Origin of the sequence: Streptomyces sp. NPDC020884 (assembly GCF_044333935.1) — a bacterium.
Lineage (GTDB): Bacteria > Actinomycetota > Actinomycetes > Streptomycetales > Streptomycetaceae > Streptomyces.
On record NZ_JBIRRY010000004.1, the window covers coordinates 222,366 to 235,640 of the forward strand.

Annotated in this window: 12 protein-coding genes; 9 read left to right on the plus strand and 3 right to left on the minus strand. The window is 69.5% G+C overall.

The window, feature by feature from the left end; translation table 11 throughout:
* Position 1 precedes the first annotated feature (1 nt).
* From ACH4UK_RS15220 to ACH4UK_RS15230, 3 genes are all read right to left on the minus strand, one after another.
* Positions 2 to 475 (minus strand): SCP2 sterol-binding domain-containing protein, encoded by a 474-nt coding sequence (locus ACH4UK_RS15220; RefSeq protein ID WP_398356514.1) that lies wholly within the window; start codon positions 473 to 475, stop codon positions 2 to 4.
* A gap of 77 nt (positions 476 to 552) precedes the next feature.
* A complete protein-coding gene (locus ACH4UK_RS15225; protein ID WP_398356515.1) occupies positions 553 to 816 on the minus strand; it encodes a hypothetical protein in 264 nt (87 codons plus the stop codon).
* A gap of 201 nt (positions 817 to 1,017) precedes the next feature.
* Positions 1,018 to 2,232: a helix-turn-helix domain-containing protein gene (locus ACH4UK_RS15230; protein WP_398356516.1), complete on the minus strand. Its 1,215-nt coding sequence runs from the start codon at positions 2,230 to 2,232 to the stop codon at positions 1,018 to 1,020.
* 810 nt (positions 2,233 to 3,042) lie between these two features.
* On the opposite strand from ACH4UK_RS15230, the gene ACH4UK_RS15235 reads away from it, so the two are divergent.
* From ACH4UK_RS15235 to ACH4UK_RS15275, 9 genes are all read left to right on the plus strand, one after another.
* The gene (locus tag ACH4UK_RS15235) at positions 3,043 to 3,975 is read left to right on the plus strand and encodes a hypothetical protein (RefSeq protein ID WP_398356517.1); all 933 of its coding nucleotides are present in this window, start codon (positions 3,043 to 3,045) and stop codon (positions 3,973 to 3,975) included.
* Positions 3,976 to 4,144: 169 nt separating this feature from the next.
* On the plus strand, positions 4,145 to 4,801 hold the full coding sequence (locus tag ACH4UK_RS15240) for a hypothetical protein (protein WP_398356518.1): 657 nt from the start codon (positions 4,145 to 4,147) through the stop codon (positions 4,799 to 4,801).
* A gap of 389 nt (positions 4,802 to 5,190) precedes the next feature.
* On the plus strand, positions 5,191 to 6,681 hold the full coding sequence (locus ACH4UK_RS15245; RefSeq protein ID WP_398356519.1) for a DUF6801 domain-containing protein: 1,491 nt from the start codon (positions 5,191 to 5,193) through the stop codon (positions 6,679 to 6,681).
* A gap of 598 nt (positions 6,682 to 7,279) precedes the next feature.
* Positions 7,280 to 8,266, plus strand: a complete 987-nt coding sequence (locus ACH4UK_RS15250; protein ID WP_398356520.1) for an ABC transporter ATP-binding protein — start codon at positions 7,280 to 7,282, stop codon at positions 8,264 to 8,266.
* On the plus strand, positions 8,263 to 9,129 hold the full coding sequence (locus ACH4UK_RS15255; protein ID WP_398356521.1) for an MlaE family ABC transporter permease: 867 nt from the start codon (positions 8,263 to 8,265) through the stop codon (positions 9,127 to 9,129). The genes ACH4UK_RS15250 and ACH4UK_RS15255 overlap by 4 nt, the downstream gene beginning before the upstream one ends.
* A gap of 3 nt (positions 9,130 to 9,132) precedes the next feature.
* The gene (locus tag ACH4UK_RS15260; RefSeq protein WP_398356522.1) at positions 9,133 to 9,936 is read left to right on the plus strand and encodes an MlaE family ABC transporter permease; all 804 of its coding nucleotides are present in this window, start codon (positions 9,133 to 9,135) and stop codon (positions 9,934 to 9,936) included.
* Positions 9,936 to 11,231 carry an MCE family protein gene (locus tag ACH4UK_RS15265; RefSeq protein WP_398356523.1) on the plus strand — a complete coding sequence of 432 codons (1,296 nt, stop codon included), beginning with the start codon at positions 9,936 to 9,938 and terminating at the stop codon, positions 11,229 to 11,231. Before ACH4UK_RS15260 ends, ACH4UK_RS15265 begins: the two co-directional genes overlap by 1 nt.
* Positions 11,228 to 12,259 (plus strand): MCE family protein, encoded by a 1,032-nt coding sequence (locus ACH4UK_RS15270; RefSeq protein ID WP_398356524.1) that lies wholly within the window; start codon positions 11,228 to 11,230, stop codon positions 12,257 to 12,259. The genes ACH4UK_RS15265 and ACH4UK_RS15270 overlap by 4 nt, the downstream gene beginning before the upstream one ends.
* Positions 12,256 to 13,275 (plus strand): MCE family protein, encoded by a 1,020-nt coding sequence (locus ACH4UK_RS15275; RefSeq protein WP_398356525.1) that lies wholly within the window; start codon positions 12,256 to 12,258, stop codon positions 13,273 to 13,275. The genes ACH4UK_RS15270 and ACH4UK_RS15275 overlap by 4 nt, the downstream gene beginning before the upstream one ends.

Consider the following 13,275-nt stretch of genomic DNA (forward strand, 5'->3'; position numbering starts at 1 on the left):
CTCAGGCCTTCGGGATGTCGAAGTAGCGGGTGAGGCCGGAGGCCAGGCCGACGTCGCCGGCGACCTTGAGCTTGCGCGTCATGAACATGGTGACCGGATTGCCGTTGCCGGAGACGAGCTTGAGGAACTCGGCGTCGCCCATCACCAGCGTGGTGCGGGGTTCGGCGTCGGAGCGGCCCGGGGTGACCTGACAGGCGCCGTCGGCTATCGCGGTCTCGTAGACCACGTCGCTCTCGCCGGTGATCTTCCAGCGGATCAGCGCGGTGAGGCCGCCGGCCGCTTCGGGCCGGAACCGCTGCTTCATCCGGCCGAAGACCTCGCCGAGTATCCGGGTGCGCAGCTCGCCGTGCAGGACCTCGGCGAGCTGCTTGGCGGACAGGCTCTTGACGATCCGTGCGAACTCCTCGGGCCCGATCGCCCCGAAGTCGAGCCCGGACAGGTCGTCGGTGAGGCCGCCGCTGGTGGTTCCGTCCACGCCAGTTCCTTACTCCAGAGTAAACTTACTTCAGAGTAAGGTAAGGGGAGCGGCGACGCCTCGCAAGGGCCGCCGGGTCAGAAGGGCGAGCCGGGCACCACCGCGAGCAGGGGGTGGTGTGCGGACAGCACCTTGTTGGCGCGGGCCAGGTCGGACAGGGCCTGCTCGCGGTCGGCCTGGTCCTCGACGCCGAGCCGGGGACCGCGGAACCGGCGGACCTCGCGGGCCGCGCAGTCGGCGTCGAACTCCGCCTGGAGGATGTGCGGCGGAATGCACGAACCGATCAGCGCGGCGACCCGGTCCGGGATCGGCACGGGGACGAGGAGGTGCGAGGCGGTCATGGGGCTTTCCCTCTCGGATGGTTGGCCAGGAGGCGGTGCACGGGTCCTGCCGCCTGGTGGGCGGCAGATACCTTCCTGTGTACGGGACGCGGTTCCGGGTTTCTCGTCGGATACGTCTCCGTGTCGCAACCGTTTGGGACTGACCGTCTATTTCGCCTTACGCGCCGGTAAGTTGACCCGGCGCGCCGAACGTGCTGCGGATCAGGGGGATGTGCCGGTGGAGCGGGAGCGCAGACGCAGCGCGCGCAGCACCGCCTCGGTGGCGAAACGGCTTTCGGGATCGACGAGTTGGTCACCGAAGATGGTCTCCAGGCTGCGCATGCGGTAGCGCACGGTCTGCGGGTGGACATCCAGCAGTGCGCCCATCTGCGCCGCGGTGCCCCGGGTGTCGAGCCAGATCCGCAGCGTCTCGACCAGCCGGTCACGGCGGGTGGCGCTGATCCCGGCGACGGCGGCCAGTTCCCGCCTGGCGAGCTGGTCCAGCAGGGCGGGATCGGACAGCAGCCACAGGGTGGTGAGGTGGTCCTCGCAGCGGACCAGCGGGGCGTCGTCGATCACGCCGGAGTCGACGAGCTCCAGCACCCGGCGGGCCCAGCGGATCGACTCGCAGGCGAGCGCCGTGGGGACGGTCAGCCCGATCGCCGCACGGGTGGTGGGCAGGGCCTGGGCCAGCATGGATCTTCGTGCGTCGTCCAGTGCTCCGGGGATCAGCAGGTGCGGCTGCGGGGCGCTGAGATCGACGAGCAGGTCACGGTCCGCGCTGAGCCGGTCCAGCTCCGCCGGTGCGCGTACGGCGATCAGCGTGACCTCCTCCGGCAGCGGCCAGCCGACCTGCTCGCACAGATCGGCGATGGCGCTGCCGGGGACCGGGCGTCCGGCGAGGATGAGGTGGAGCAGACGGCGGCGCAGCGCCTCGCTGTGCTCGCCGGACTGGGACTGCACTTCGAGGAAGCCTTCCCGGGAAAGCGATTCCAGTTCGTCGACGTAGGCGAAGAGCGCGTCGGCGAAGCTCAGCATCAGGGTGGGGGACAGGTGGTAGCTCTGCCCGACCTTCTTCGCCCGCCGCAGCGCCACGCGTGCGCCCAGCCGGTAGGCCCCCTGAAGGGTGTCCATGGTCCGGCCCTCGTACGCCTCGAACCGCCCGAAGCGCCGGCACATGTCGTCCCGGAGCGTGGTGGGCGAGGAGGGCTCGGCCACCAGGTCGACGAAGGACGCGAGGCTCTGTTCCACGCCCACCCGGATGGCCTGCCCGTTCGGACCGTCGAGCAGTCGGGCGTATTCCGGATAGGCCCGGGTGACCTCGACGCCGATTTCCTTGATGAGGCTGGGCAGTTCGGGCCGCATGATCGCCGCGAATTCCTGCGGGAGCGGCCCCAGCGGGTCGTCGGTATCCAACGGCTGTATGAGATGTGGCATGACAGGTCCCCTTGCTCTCGGCGCCCGATGGTGGGGTGAGGCGGTGGGGGAAAGCGCTCCCACGAACCGACAGGTGCGTACCAAGTTCGCGACGAAGATAGACCAAGGAACAGGCACTGCACACCACTTGGACAAGATCGAAGTGCAGGGGGCACACATCTCGACCGTACGGTGCGACCTCTGTGCAGGTCGGGCGGCACTACGCGCTTTCGGACAATGAATTTCGGCCGCATGCTCCGGTGATGACAACAAAGCTGTTCCCTCGCGTCCGAGTTGTTCGCGGCAGGGTGCGCGTCGCGTCGGCGGACCCTGGCGGAGACCGGGCGAAGGGGCGGCTCACCATGGAGAACGCGAGCGGGCGGCCCTTCTTCAGCGAATGTTTCCGGCCGAGTGGCCGATTTCCGCGCCACCGGTGAGCGTGCGGCGACGAGACTTCCGCGCTCGCCCGCTCCGGCCGCACCGCGTACGCACGGCGCGCGGGGTTCCGGCCGCCGGTGCACAATTCCCTGCCCCGCTGTGCGCATTCCTTGATAAGGAAGCGCCGCTGCGATGCTCATTTCCGGATCAAAAAGAGTGCGGTGCAAAGAATCTTAGGCGGACGGATTGTGTCGCCCTGTTTCCCGCGAGTAACATCACGCCTCGATCAATTCGGTCACGAAATCTGCCCGAAATTTGATGCTCCGATCCTCCGCCCCCGGGCCCACCCGAGGCTCCATCACCGTCGACGGTCGTCGCGGTGCGGGCATGCGTTGCAGAACCGGTCAACTTCGTGCACGAGGCCGCGCCACGGCGGCCGACAGAGGGGACGACATGAGATCCGTTTCCAAGCGAACCCGCGTAGGCATGCTCGCGGCATTCACGGCATTCGGCGCGCTGCTCTCCACCGGATCAGCAGCCGCCGCCACCCAGCTCAACGGCGACTGGGCGCCCTTCGACCGCTGCCCGGTCGACGCGCCCGCCATGCTGGCAGCGGACGGTGTCAACACCATCGCCACCTGCATAGCGTCGAGCTCGGCCACCGGATCCATCACCCTGGGCAAGACGGAGGTCGCCACCGGGCACACCGATCTGCAACTCGGAGTCGTCCAGCGCGCCGACGGCAACGCCTCGCTGGTGGCCCCGCCCGAGGGCGCGCTGACCGCGGACCCGGCCCAGATCCCGGGCGGGCTGATCGGGCTGATGTGCCCCAGCGGAATTCCCTTCGTATCAGCAATCTGCCGGCAGCTGACGGACAACAATCTCAACCGTGTGACGGCCACCATCGAACCGGCGGGAACGCCGCGCGACTTCAATATGAGCGCCGCTTTCTCCGCCGGTGAGCCCATTCTCACCATCCCGGTCCGCATCCACCTCAAGAATCCGTTCCTGGGTGACAAGTGCTACATCGGGACCACGGCCGATCCGGTGCTCCTGAAGCCGCAGAACGTGACGGCTCCGAGCCTTTCGCTCCAGCGGTTCGCGGCCGACGGAACCCGGGACGACGAGGGGGAGATGGGGCGCTACACCTTCGACGGCGCCGACCAGGGCGATGCCGGGTTCGCCGTTCCGGGGGCCAGCGGCTGCGGAGCCGGGCTCCTTGACTGGGCGGTGAACCTCAAGACCGGCCTCCCGTCCGCCGCCGGAAAGAACAGCGTGACGCTGGACGCCACCTCGACGTACTTCGGCAGCCCCTATGATCCGGCCGGCCTCGCGCCGGACGAGGGCAGGAAGCTGTCGGAATTCTGGCACTCCGCGAAGCGGTAGGGCCGCTCACCCCCCGGTACGAGGAGGTGACGCGAAGCCAGCCCGCACGTCCGACCCCGTGAACCCCGCCGCGTGTGCCGCACCGTCCGGCACGGCGAACCACGGTGCAAGCGCCTCTCCAGTCACGTTCAGCGAAATCCCCGACCGAACGAGAAAAGGGAGTACCCCCATGTTGAAGCGAACCCGAGTCCTGACCGCGATCGGTGCCGCCGCGGCATCCGTCGTCCTGGCCGCCCCGTCGGCCGTCGCCGCGCCGACCAGCTGGACGATCAGCCCGACCGGCGCCTTCAACGGCAGCGCCGGAGTGACCGTCCTGACCGACAACAACGGCAACAAGATCCAGTGCGCGACCTCCGCCGCCTCGGGCTCGGCCCCGACCTCCCCGGTCGCCGGGAGCCCGGCCAAGCTCGCCTCCATCTCGGCGATCTCGTTCAACTCGCCGTGCACCGGCCCGTTCAGCTCGACGTGGACGGTGGCCACCACGCCGCCGTGGGAGATCTGGGGCCTGGACTACGCGGCGGGCGCCGGGACCAACTCCACCGGGCAGACGACCGGTGAGATCCGGTCGATCACGGCGAAGGTGTCCGGGAGCAGCATCCTCGGCCCCTGCACCTTCGACGTGACCGGCAAGGTCGCGGCCAAGTACAACAACCCGAGCGCGGGCGGAAGCAACGGCACCCTGGACACCTCGGGCGGCGGACTCACCCTCTCCATCGCCAACAAGGTCGGCGGCGGCTGCGGCATCGTCGGCACCACCGCCAGCTTCCAGGGCCTGTACACCATCGTGAACGCGGCAGCGGGCCAGTCCCCGGTCATCAGCGGGTGACGACCCACCGCCGATGAGGTACCGCACCTGAACGTCGTGCCCGGCCGTGCGCACCCGGCGGCCGGGCACGGCGACGCTCGGGACACCGAAGGACCCGGCCGGACGCACCTCTTTTTCACGCACCCGACGACAAGGGCGCGGCGGCCGGTTGTCACCGTCTGCCAAAGTCCGCGCGCCGGTGATCCGACCGGCAACCCGGCCCTTCCCAGGCGTCGTCGGCGTGCGTACCGTACCCGTCGGTAGGGCCGTGCCCGGCAGGTGGGAGCACGGCCGAGGCCACCCGACGTCCGTTCGACGTCCGCTCGACGTCCGCCCGCAGGGGCCGTTGCCGAGTGGACCCGCCATCCCGGCCATCTCTGGGCCCACGCGCGCCGGAAGGACACATCCGTATGACCGTCGATGCACGCGCCGCAGCGAGACGACCGATCCACTGGGCCGTGGGCGGGGCGCTCGTCGTCGCCACCGCGCTCGTCCCCAGCGCCGAATCGGCCGCCGCGGAACAGAAGTCGGAGGTCGCCCTCCGCTACGCCTGCCCGTTTCCCTCCGGGCCCGAAGAGGTGGACGTCCTCGTCTCGGCGGTGCTCCCCACCGCGGCCCGCACGGGCGAGGAGATCCGCCCCGATCAGGTCTCGGTCCAGGTGAACCTGGAGCCCACGGCGCTCGCCCGGTTCGGCGATCTGGACGCCGCCACCCTGTCGGCCGTCGCGCGGCTCACCGTCCGCAACACCGTCGGCGACCGGTCCGCCGACGCCTCCTGGCAGGACCTGACCGCCCCTCCCGTCGCCCTCCCCGCCGAAGGCGCCCTCGCCCTGACCGCGACCGGGGACGTGCCGACCGTCACCTTCGGGAGCCCCGGGCGCGCGACGCTGGCCCCCGCCGCGCTCGCCCTCTCGCTGTCCTCGCACACCGAGAACGGCGAGCCGACCACGCCCCCGGGGCTCGACGTCGCCTGCGAGCCGGCCCCGGGCCAGGACGCCGAACTGGCCGCGATCATGATCCGGGGCGGCAGCGACCCCACGGCCCCCGCCCCCCGGCCCGGGGAGAGCGACCCGGCACCGGAGCCGACCCCCACCCGCCCGGCCGAGGGTCTGCCGCCCACCGCGCGGGAGAAGATCGACGCCCTCACCGACGAACGGCTCGAAGCCCTCGACGGCGAGGACCCGGGCAGCTGCCCGATCGAGATCCCGCCCGAGTGGGTGATGACCACCGCCGAGACCTACGCGGCCGGCTACGCCAACGCCGCCAAGCTGGACGGCGCGGCGGCGCTGGGGCCCGCGTTCATGAAGGTGGTGCTCAACAAGCGCTACATCAACGACTCCTGCGCCTCGACCGTCGACGTCTCGTCCGAGGTCGACTTCGACTACGAGGGCCGCCGTCAACTCCCCCCGACGAAGGCCACGTTCCTCACCTACGGGTTCATGCCGACGACCGCGACCATGACGCTGGAGCAGGTCGGCCCCCCGGCGGCGATCCACACCCACACGGTCACCAACACGCCGACCTATCCGGAGGAGACGACGGTCACGGCCCAGCTCGTCATGCGGCTCTCCGACGTCCAGGTGAACGGGGTGCCCCTGGACGTGGGCCCGGACTGCCGCACCGCACGGCCCTTCGAGCAGGTGCTGAGGGGGTACGGCCAGAGCTATCCGCCGGCCGGCTACCTCGTGGCGTACGGCGGCACCCTGACCGGATACGCGCACATCCCGCCGTTCGAGGGCTGCGGTGCGGCCGAGGACCTCGACCCGATCTTCACCTCGGCCATCTCCAGTCCGGGCAAGAAGGCCGACAACTACACCAAGATGACCCAGGCGCCCCTGTGCGTGGCCACCAACCCGGAGGGGCCGGACTGCCCGCCGAGGGTGCCCGATCCGGAGCGGTGAGCCCCGGGCGGCGGGCCGGCCGCCGCAGCGTGGACAGCCCCGAGCCCTTCCGGTCCGCCAGGACCGGGAGGGCTCCTTTCCTGGTCCCTTGAACCGGTCCCCGGGAGTGATCCCGGGACGGTCCGGCGGTCGTCTGACTCCTCATCATCCGACAGGTTTGGCTCGGGAATTACTCACCCGTGAACAATCCCCGCGCGGCGCATGAATTCTCGCCGAGGAAAATCTGTACCCAGTATTGCGAAGTCAGGTTACCGGCCCGTAGCGTCCCAGACGTGCCGATCGAAAACGCCTGCCAGCCAGCCCGTTCGGCATGCTCGGGCCCCGTTCGCTCCGCTCCGGTCCGGGGGCGCCCCGGGGTGAGCGTCCAGGTGTTTGCGCAGATTTCGACAAGGACGGGGACCGGCCTTGTCACCGAATGACAAGTGATCCATTCTCGGCCCCGCGTTCGTCGAACTCCGCTGTTCAACGGCTTGCCCTCGCGGTTTCGGCGGACATAACGTGCGCCCCCTGGTGCATGTGTGACGAGCCGCCATCGCCTTTTCTCAGAGCCGGAGCGCTTAACGATGAACACGTTCACCGCCACTTCGAGGGAGGGCCGATGGGAATCGAAGTAGTCGTCGAGGGCCTGACGAAGTCCTTCGGCAAGCAGAACATCTGGCAGGACGTCAGCCTCACCCTGCCCGCCGGTGAAGTGAGCGTCATGCTCGGTCCTTCCGGAACCGGGAAGACCGTTTTCCTGAAATCCATCATCGGACTTCTGAAGCCCGAACAGGGACGCGTCCTCATCAACGGCGTCGACATGGTGAACAGCTCCGAGCGCGACATCATGGAAACCCGGAAGCTCTTCGGCCTCATGTTCCAGGACGGGGCCCTTTTCGGCTCGATGTCGCTCTTCGACAACATCGCCTTCCCGCTGCGCGAGCACACCCGCAAGAAGGAATCCGAGATCCGCCGCATCGTCATGGAGCGCATCGACATCGTCGGGCTCCTCGGCGCCGAGGGCAAACTGCCCGGCGAGATATCCGGCGGTATGCGCAAACGGGCCGGCCTCGCCCGCGCACTGGTCCTGGACCCGCAGATCATCCTCTGCGACGAGCCGGACTCCGGGCTGGACCCGGTCCGCACCGCCTACCTCTCCCAGCTCCTCATCGACCTCAACGCGCAGATCGACGCGACGATGCTCATCGTCACCCACAACCTCGACATCGCGGCCACCGTCCCCGACAACATGGGCATGCTGTTCTGCCGCAACCTCGTCACCTTCGGCCCGCGCGAGGTGCTGCTCACCAGCGACACCCCGGTCGTCTCCCAGTTCCTCGCCGGACGCCGCGAAGGACCCATCGGCATGTCCGAGGAGAAGGACGCCGCCACCCTCGCCGCCGAGCAGCGGGACGAGTCCGCCCTGCACCGCACCGGGCCGCGCACCGTCGTCCCCCAGCTGGAGCCCTCGCCCGGGATGCCGGTACGCCAGGGCGCGCTGCGCCGCCGGGAGCGGGTCATGTCGATGATGGGCCAGCTGCCGGAGGCCGCCCGTACGGCGATCCTCAACAGCTACGCCCCGGCGGCGGGAGGTGCGCGCGCGTGACCGCCCCGATGCCGGTGCGGCCGCCCGAGCCGCCCGAGAAACCCCCGCCCGCGACCGGTCCCGCCACCGGTCCCGCGCCCGAGCAGCGGCGGCCCTCCCGGCTGCTCGCCCCGCTCCGCGAGACCGGGCAGCTGTTCGCGCTCGCCCTGGCGGTGGCCCGCGCCATCTTCCGCAGGCCCTTCCAGGTGCGCGAGTTCATCGAGCAGTTCTGGTTCGTCGCGAGCGTCACGATCCTGCCCGCCGCCCTCGTCTCCATCCCGTTCGGCGCGGTCATCGCCCTCCAGGTGGGCTCCCTCACCCAGCAGCTCGGCGCCCAGTCCTTCACCGGCGGCGCCAGCGTCCTCGCGGTGATCCAGCAGGCGAGCCCGATCATCGTGGCGCTGCTGATCTCCGGGGCCGCCGGATCCGCGATCTGCGCCGACCTCGGATCACGCAAGATCCGCGAGGAGCTCGACGCGATGGAGGTCATGGGCGTCTCGCCGATCCAGCGCCTCGTCGTGCCGCGGGTGCTGGCCACCATGCTCGTCGCCGTCCTGCTCAACGGGCTGATCTCGGTGGTCGGCACGCTCGGCGGCTACTTCTTCAACGTGATCATGCAGGACGGCACCCCGGGCGCCTACCTCGCGAGCTTCTCCGCCCTCGCCCAGCTGCCCGACCTCTACATCAGCGAGTTCAAGGCCCTGATCTTCGGTTTCATCGCGGGCATCGTCGCCGCCTACCGGGGCCTCAACCCGCGCGGCGGCCCCAAGGGCGTCGGCGACGCGGTCAACCAGTCCGTCGTCATCACCTTCATGCTGCTGTTCTTCGTGAACATGGTCCTCACGGCGATCTATCTCCAGATCGTCCCCGCGAAGGGGAGCTGACCGATGGCGATGCTCAGCTGGCTCGACCGATCGGGCGACCAACTCACCTTCTACGTCAAGGTGCTCGTCTGGATCCCGCGCACCCTGCGCCGCTATCTGCGGGAGGTGCAGCGGCTGCTGGCCGAGGTCGCCTTCGGCAGCGGCGGACTCGGTGTCATCGGCGGCACCATCGGGGTGATGGTGGCCATGACCCTGTTCACCGGCACGGTCGTCGGACTCCAGGGCTACGCGGCCCTCAACCAGATCGGCACCTCGGCGTTCACCGGGTTCATCTCCGCCTACTTCAACACCCGGGAGATCGCCCCCCTGGTCGCCGGCCTCGCCCTCTCCGCCACGGTCGGCGCGGGCTTCACCGCCCAGCTCGGCGCGATGCGGATCAACGAGGAGGTCGACGCCCTCGAGGCGATGGGCGTGCGGTCCATGCCCTACCTCGTCACCACCCGGGTCATCGCCGGAGTCGTCGCGATCATGCCGCTGTACGCGATCGGGCTGCTCTCCTCGTACGTCGCGTCCCGCTACATCACCATCCTGTTCAACGGGCAGTCGGCCGGGACGTACGACCACTACTTCGACCTCTTCCTCTCGCCCCAGGACGTGGTGCTGTCGGTGCTCAAGGTGCTGATCTTCAGCGTGCTGGTGATCCTCGCCCACTGCTACTACGGCTTCCACGCCACCGGCGGACCGGCCGGCGTGGGCGTGGCGGTCGGCCGGTCGGTGCGCAACGCCATCGTCATCATCAGCGTCACCGACTTCTTCCTCTCGCTCGCCATCTGGGGCGCCACGACGACGGTGAAGGTGGCCGGCTGATGCGTACCTCCAGCACCCGCACCGTCCGCCGACGCCTGGCCGGAGTCACCTTCCTGCTGGTGCCCGCCCTCCTGGTGTGGGTCTCGATCTCGGTCTACGAGAAGGACTTCACCGACGACGCGACCGTCACCGTCCGCACCGGATCGGTCGGCAACGAGATGCACGACAACGCCGACGTGAAGCTGCGCGGCGTCGTCATCGGACAGGTCCGTTCCATCGCCACCGACGGCGAGGGCGCCCGCCTCACCCTGGCCATCGACCGGGACAAGCTCGGACAGGTTCCGGCCGACGTCACCGCGCAGATGCTGCCCACCACACTGTTCGGCGCACGGTTCGTCGCCCTCGTCCCGCCCCGCGTCCCCACGGGCTCCATGCTGCGGGCCGGGGCGGTCATCCCGCAGGACCGCTCCAAGAACGCGATCGAACTGGAACAGGTCCTGGACAACCTCCTGCCGCTGCTCACCGCAGTGAAGCCCGAGAAGCTCTCCGCCACCCTCAACGCCGTCTCCCAGGCACTGGAGGGACGGGGTGAACGGCTCGGCGAGACGCTGACCACGCTGGACGGTCACCTGAAGAAGTTCAACCCCCAACTCCCCACCCTCAACGCCGACATCAGGGAACTCGTCAAGGTGAGCACGCTGTACGCGGACGCCGCACCGGACGTCCTCGACGCACTGACCGACGCCACGGTCACCAGCTCCACCCTCGCCGACCAGGAGGCGCGGCTCGCCGGCCTCTACGGCTCCGCCACGGCCGCCGCGCAGGACATCACCTCCTTCCTGCGGGAGAACAAGGACAATCTCATCCGGCTCTCCGCCTCCAGCAGGCCCTCCCTCGAACTCCTCGCCGAATACGCCGAGTCCTTCCCCTGCACCCTGCGCACCATGGCCGGTTTCGTGCCCGCCATGGACAAGGCGCTCGGCAAGGGGACCGACCAGCCGGGACTGCATGTGTCCATCAAGTCCGTGCCCTCCCGGGGCAAGTACGTCCCCGGCAGGGACACCCCCGTCTACAACGCCTCCGGCGGGCCGCACTGCTACGCGGTGCCCTACGTCGGCAAGCACGCCCCGACCGCCGACACCCGCCGGGCCGCCGACGTCACCGCTCCGCCGCGCACCCCGGACGACGCCGGCGACACGGACACCGCCCTCGGCCTGCCCAACTCGCCCCAGGAGTCCCAGCTCGTCAACGAACTGGTCGCACCCTCGCTGAAGGTCCGGCCGGAGGCGCTGCCCGACTGGAGCAGCGTCCTCATCGGCCCGGCCTTCCGCGGCGCGGAGGTGAAGCTCAAGTGAAACGCCGCTCGCTCGCGGGACCGATCGCCAAGTCCCTCGTCTTCATCGTGGTCACCGTGCTGGCCACCACGGTCCTCGGGCTCTCCATCGCCAACACGGGCGTGGGGGACACCGCCACGTACAAGGCGCGGTTCACCGACGCCACCGGGCTCATCCCCGGCGACAGCGTCCGGATCGCCGGGGTGAAGGTCGGCCAGGTCGAATCCGTGAAGGTCGCCGACCGGCGGGTCGCCGAAGTCGCCTTCGCCGTACGCAAGGGGCGCAGCCTCCCCGCCTCGGTGACGGCGTCCATCAAATACCTCAACATGGTCGGCCAGCGGTACGTCGACCTCGACCGGGGCGCCGGACCCGTGGGCCGGAGCTTCGCCCCCGGGGACACCATCCCGCTCTCCCGCACCACCCCGGCGCTCGACCTCACCCAGCTCTTCAACGGCTTCCAGCCCCTCTTCGAAGGGCTGTCCCCGCCCGACGTCAACCAGCTCGCCGGCTCCATCGTCCAGGTCCTCCAGGGCGAGGGCGGCACCGTCGACAGCATCCTGCGCCACGTCGGCTCGCTCACCACCACCGTCGCCGCGAAGGACAAGGTGATCGGCGAGGTGATCGAGAACCTCAACACGGTCCTGAAGACGGTCAACGACCGGGAAGCGGGTTTCGACGATCTCGTCGTCACCCTCCAGAAGCTCGTCACCGGCTTCTCCGGCGACCGCAAACCGCTCGGCCAGGCCATCACCGCGATGGGCGCGCTCAGTACCGTCACCGCCGACCTCTTCCAGGACGGCCGGCAGCCGCTCAAGGACGACATCCGTCAACTCGGGCGACTCAGCGGACAGTTGGAGAAGGGCACCCCGCAGATCGAGAACTTCCTCCAGAAGACCCCGGCCAAGATGGCGGCCATCAGCCGGCTGACGTCCTACGGATCGTGGCTCAACCTCTACCTCTGCGAAGCGAAGGTCAGCGGGGTCACCCACGACGACGGCAGCAAGCCGCCCACCGGCATCGCGATCACCCAACCGAGGTGCCTGGCATGAGCATCACCCCCATCCGGGAACGCAACCCGGTCGCCGTCGCCGTCGTCGGGCTCCTCGTCCTGGCCCTGATCGGCCTCGCCGCCTGGCGCTCCGACGCCCTGCCCTTCCTCGACGGTGGCACTTCCTACAGCGCCGACTTCACCGAATCGGCCGGACTCACCGACGGCGACGAGGTGCGGATCGCCGGCGTGAAGGTCGGCGAGGTCACCGGCGTCTCCCTCGACGGTGCGAAGGTCCGGGTCGACTTCCGGGTGCGAGACGCCTGGATCGGCGACTCCTCCACCGTGGGCATCGCCGTCAAGACCCTGCTCGGCGACAAGTACCTCGCCGTCGACCCCCTGGGCGACGCCCCGCAGAACCCCGGCTCCCGCATCACCGCGAGCCGCACCACCTCCCCGTACGACGTCACCCAGGCGTTCAACGGGCTGGGGGAGACCATCGGGGAGATCGACACCGCACAGCTCGCCAAGAGCTTCGAGACGATCTCCGCCACCTTCAAGGACTCCCCGCCCCACGTCCGCAGCGCCGCCGACGGGCTCTCCGCCCTCTCCCGTACGGTCTCCGCGCGCGACGCCCAGCTCGCCACCCTGCTCCGGAGCAGCAAGCAGCTCACCAAGACCCTCGCCGGGAAGAAGAGCAGCTTCGAAACGCTCCTGGAGGACGGGAACCTGCTGCTCGGCGAGATCCAGGCCCGCCGCGACTCCATCCATCTGCTGCTCACCGGCACCCGCGACCTCGGCACCCAGCTCACCGGACTCGTCAAGGACAACGACAAGCAGCTCGGTCCGACCCTGGAGTCCCTCGGCCGGGTCACCGCCGTGCTGGTGAAGAACCGCAAGAGCCTGGACAAGGTCCTCGCCATGACCGGCTCGTACAGCCGGCTCGTCGGCAACACCCTCGGCAGCGGACGCTGGTTCGACAACTACGTCTGCGGCGTCGTGCCCAAGAACTACCTTCCCGCCGGCACACCCCCGGCGACCGGATGCATGCCACCCCGGCAGCAAGGGGGCCGCTGA

Bases quoted from the DNA above. Each gene is read 5' to 3' on its own strand.
- ACH4UK_RS15225 (WP_398356515.1), bottom strand. From the start codon at position 816: ATGACCGCCTCGCACCTCCTCGTCCCCGTGCCGATCCCGGACCGGGTC.
- ACH4UK_RS15230 (WP_398356516.1), bottom strand. From the start codon at position 2,232: ATGCCACATCTCATACAGCCGTTGGATACCGACGACCCGCTGGGGCCG.
- ACH4UK_RS15235 (WP_398356517.1), top strand. From the start codon at position 3,043: ATGAGATCCGTTTCCAAGCGAACCCGCGTAGGCATGCTCGCGGCATTC.
- ACH4UK_RS15240 (WP_398356518.1), top strand. From the start codon at position 4,145: ATGTTGAAGCGAACCCGAGTCCTGACCGCGATCGGTGCCGCCGCGGCA.
- ACH4UK_RS15245 (WP_398356519.1), top strand. From the start codon at position 5,191: ATGACCGTCGATGCACGCGCCGCAGCGAGACGACCGATCCACTGGGCC.
- ACH4UK_RS15250 (WP_398356520.1), top strand. From the start codon at position 7,280: ATGGGAATCGAAGTAGTCGTCGAGGGCCTGACGAAGTCCTTCGGCAAG.
- ACH4UK_RS15260 (WP_398356522.1), top strand. From the start codon at position 9,133: ATGGCGATGCTCAGCTGGCTCGACCGATCGGGCGACCAACTCACCTTC.
- ACH4UK_RS15265 (WP_398356523.1), top strand. From the start codon at position 9,936: ATGCGTACCTCCAGCACCCGCACCGTCCGCCGACGCCTGGCCGGAGTC.
- ACH4UK_RS15275 (WP_398356525.1), top strand. From the start codon at position 12,256: ATGAGCATCACCCCCATCCGGGAACGCAACCCGGTCGCCGTCGCCGTC.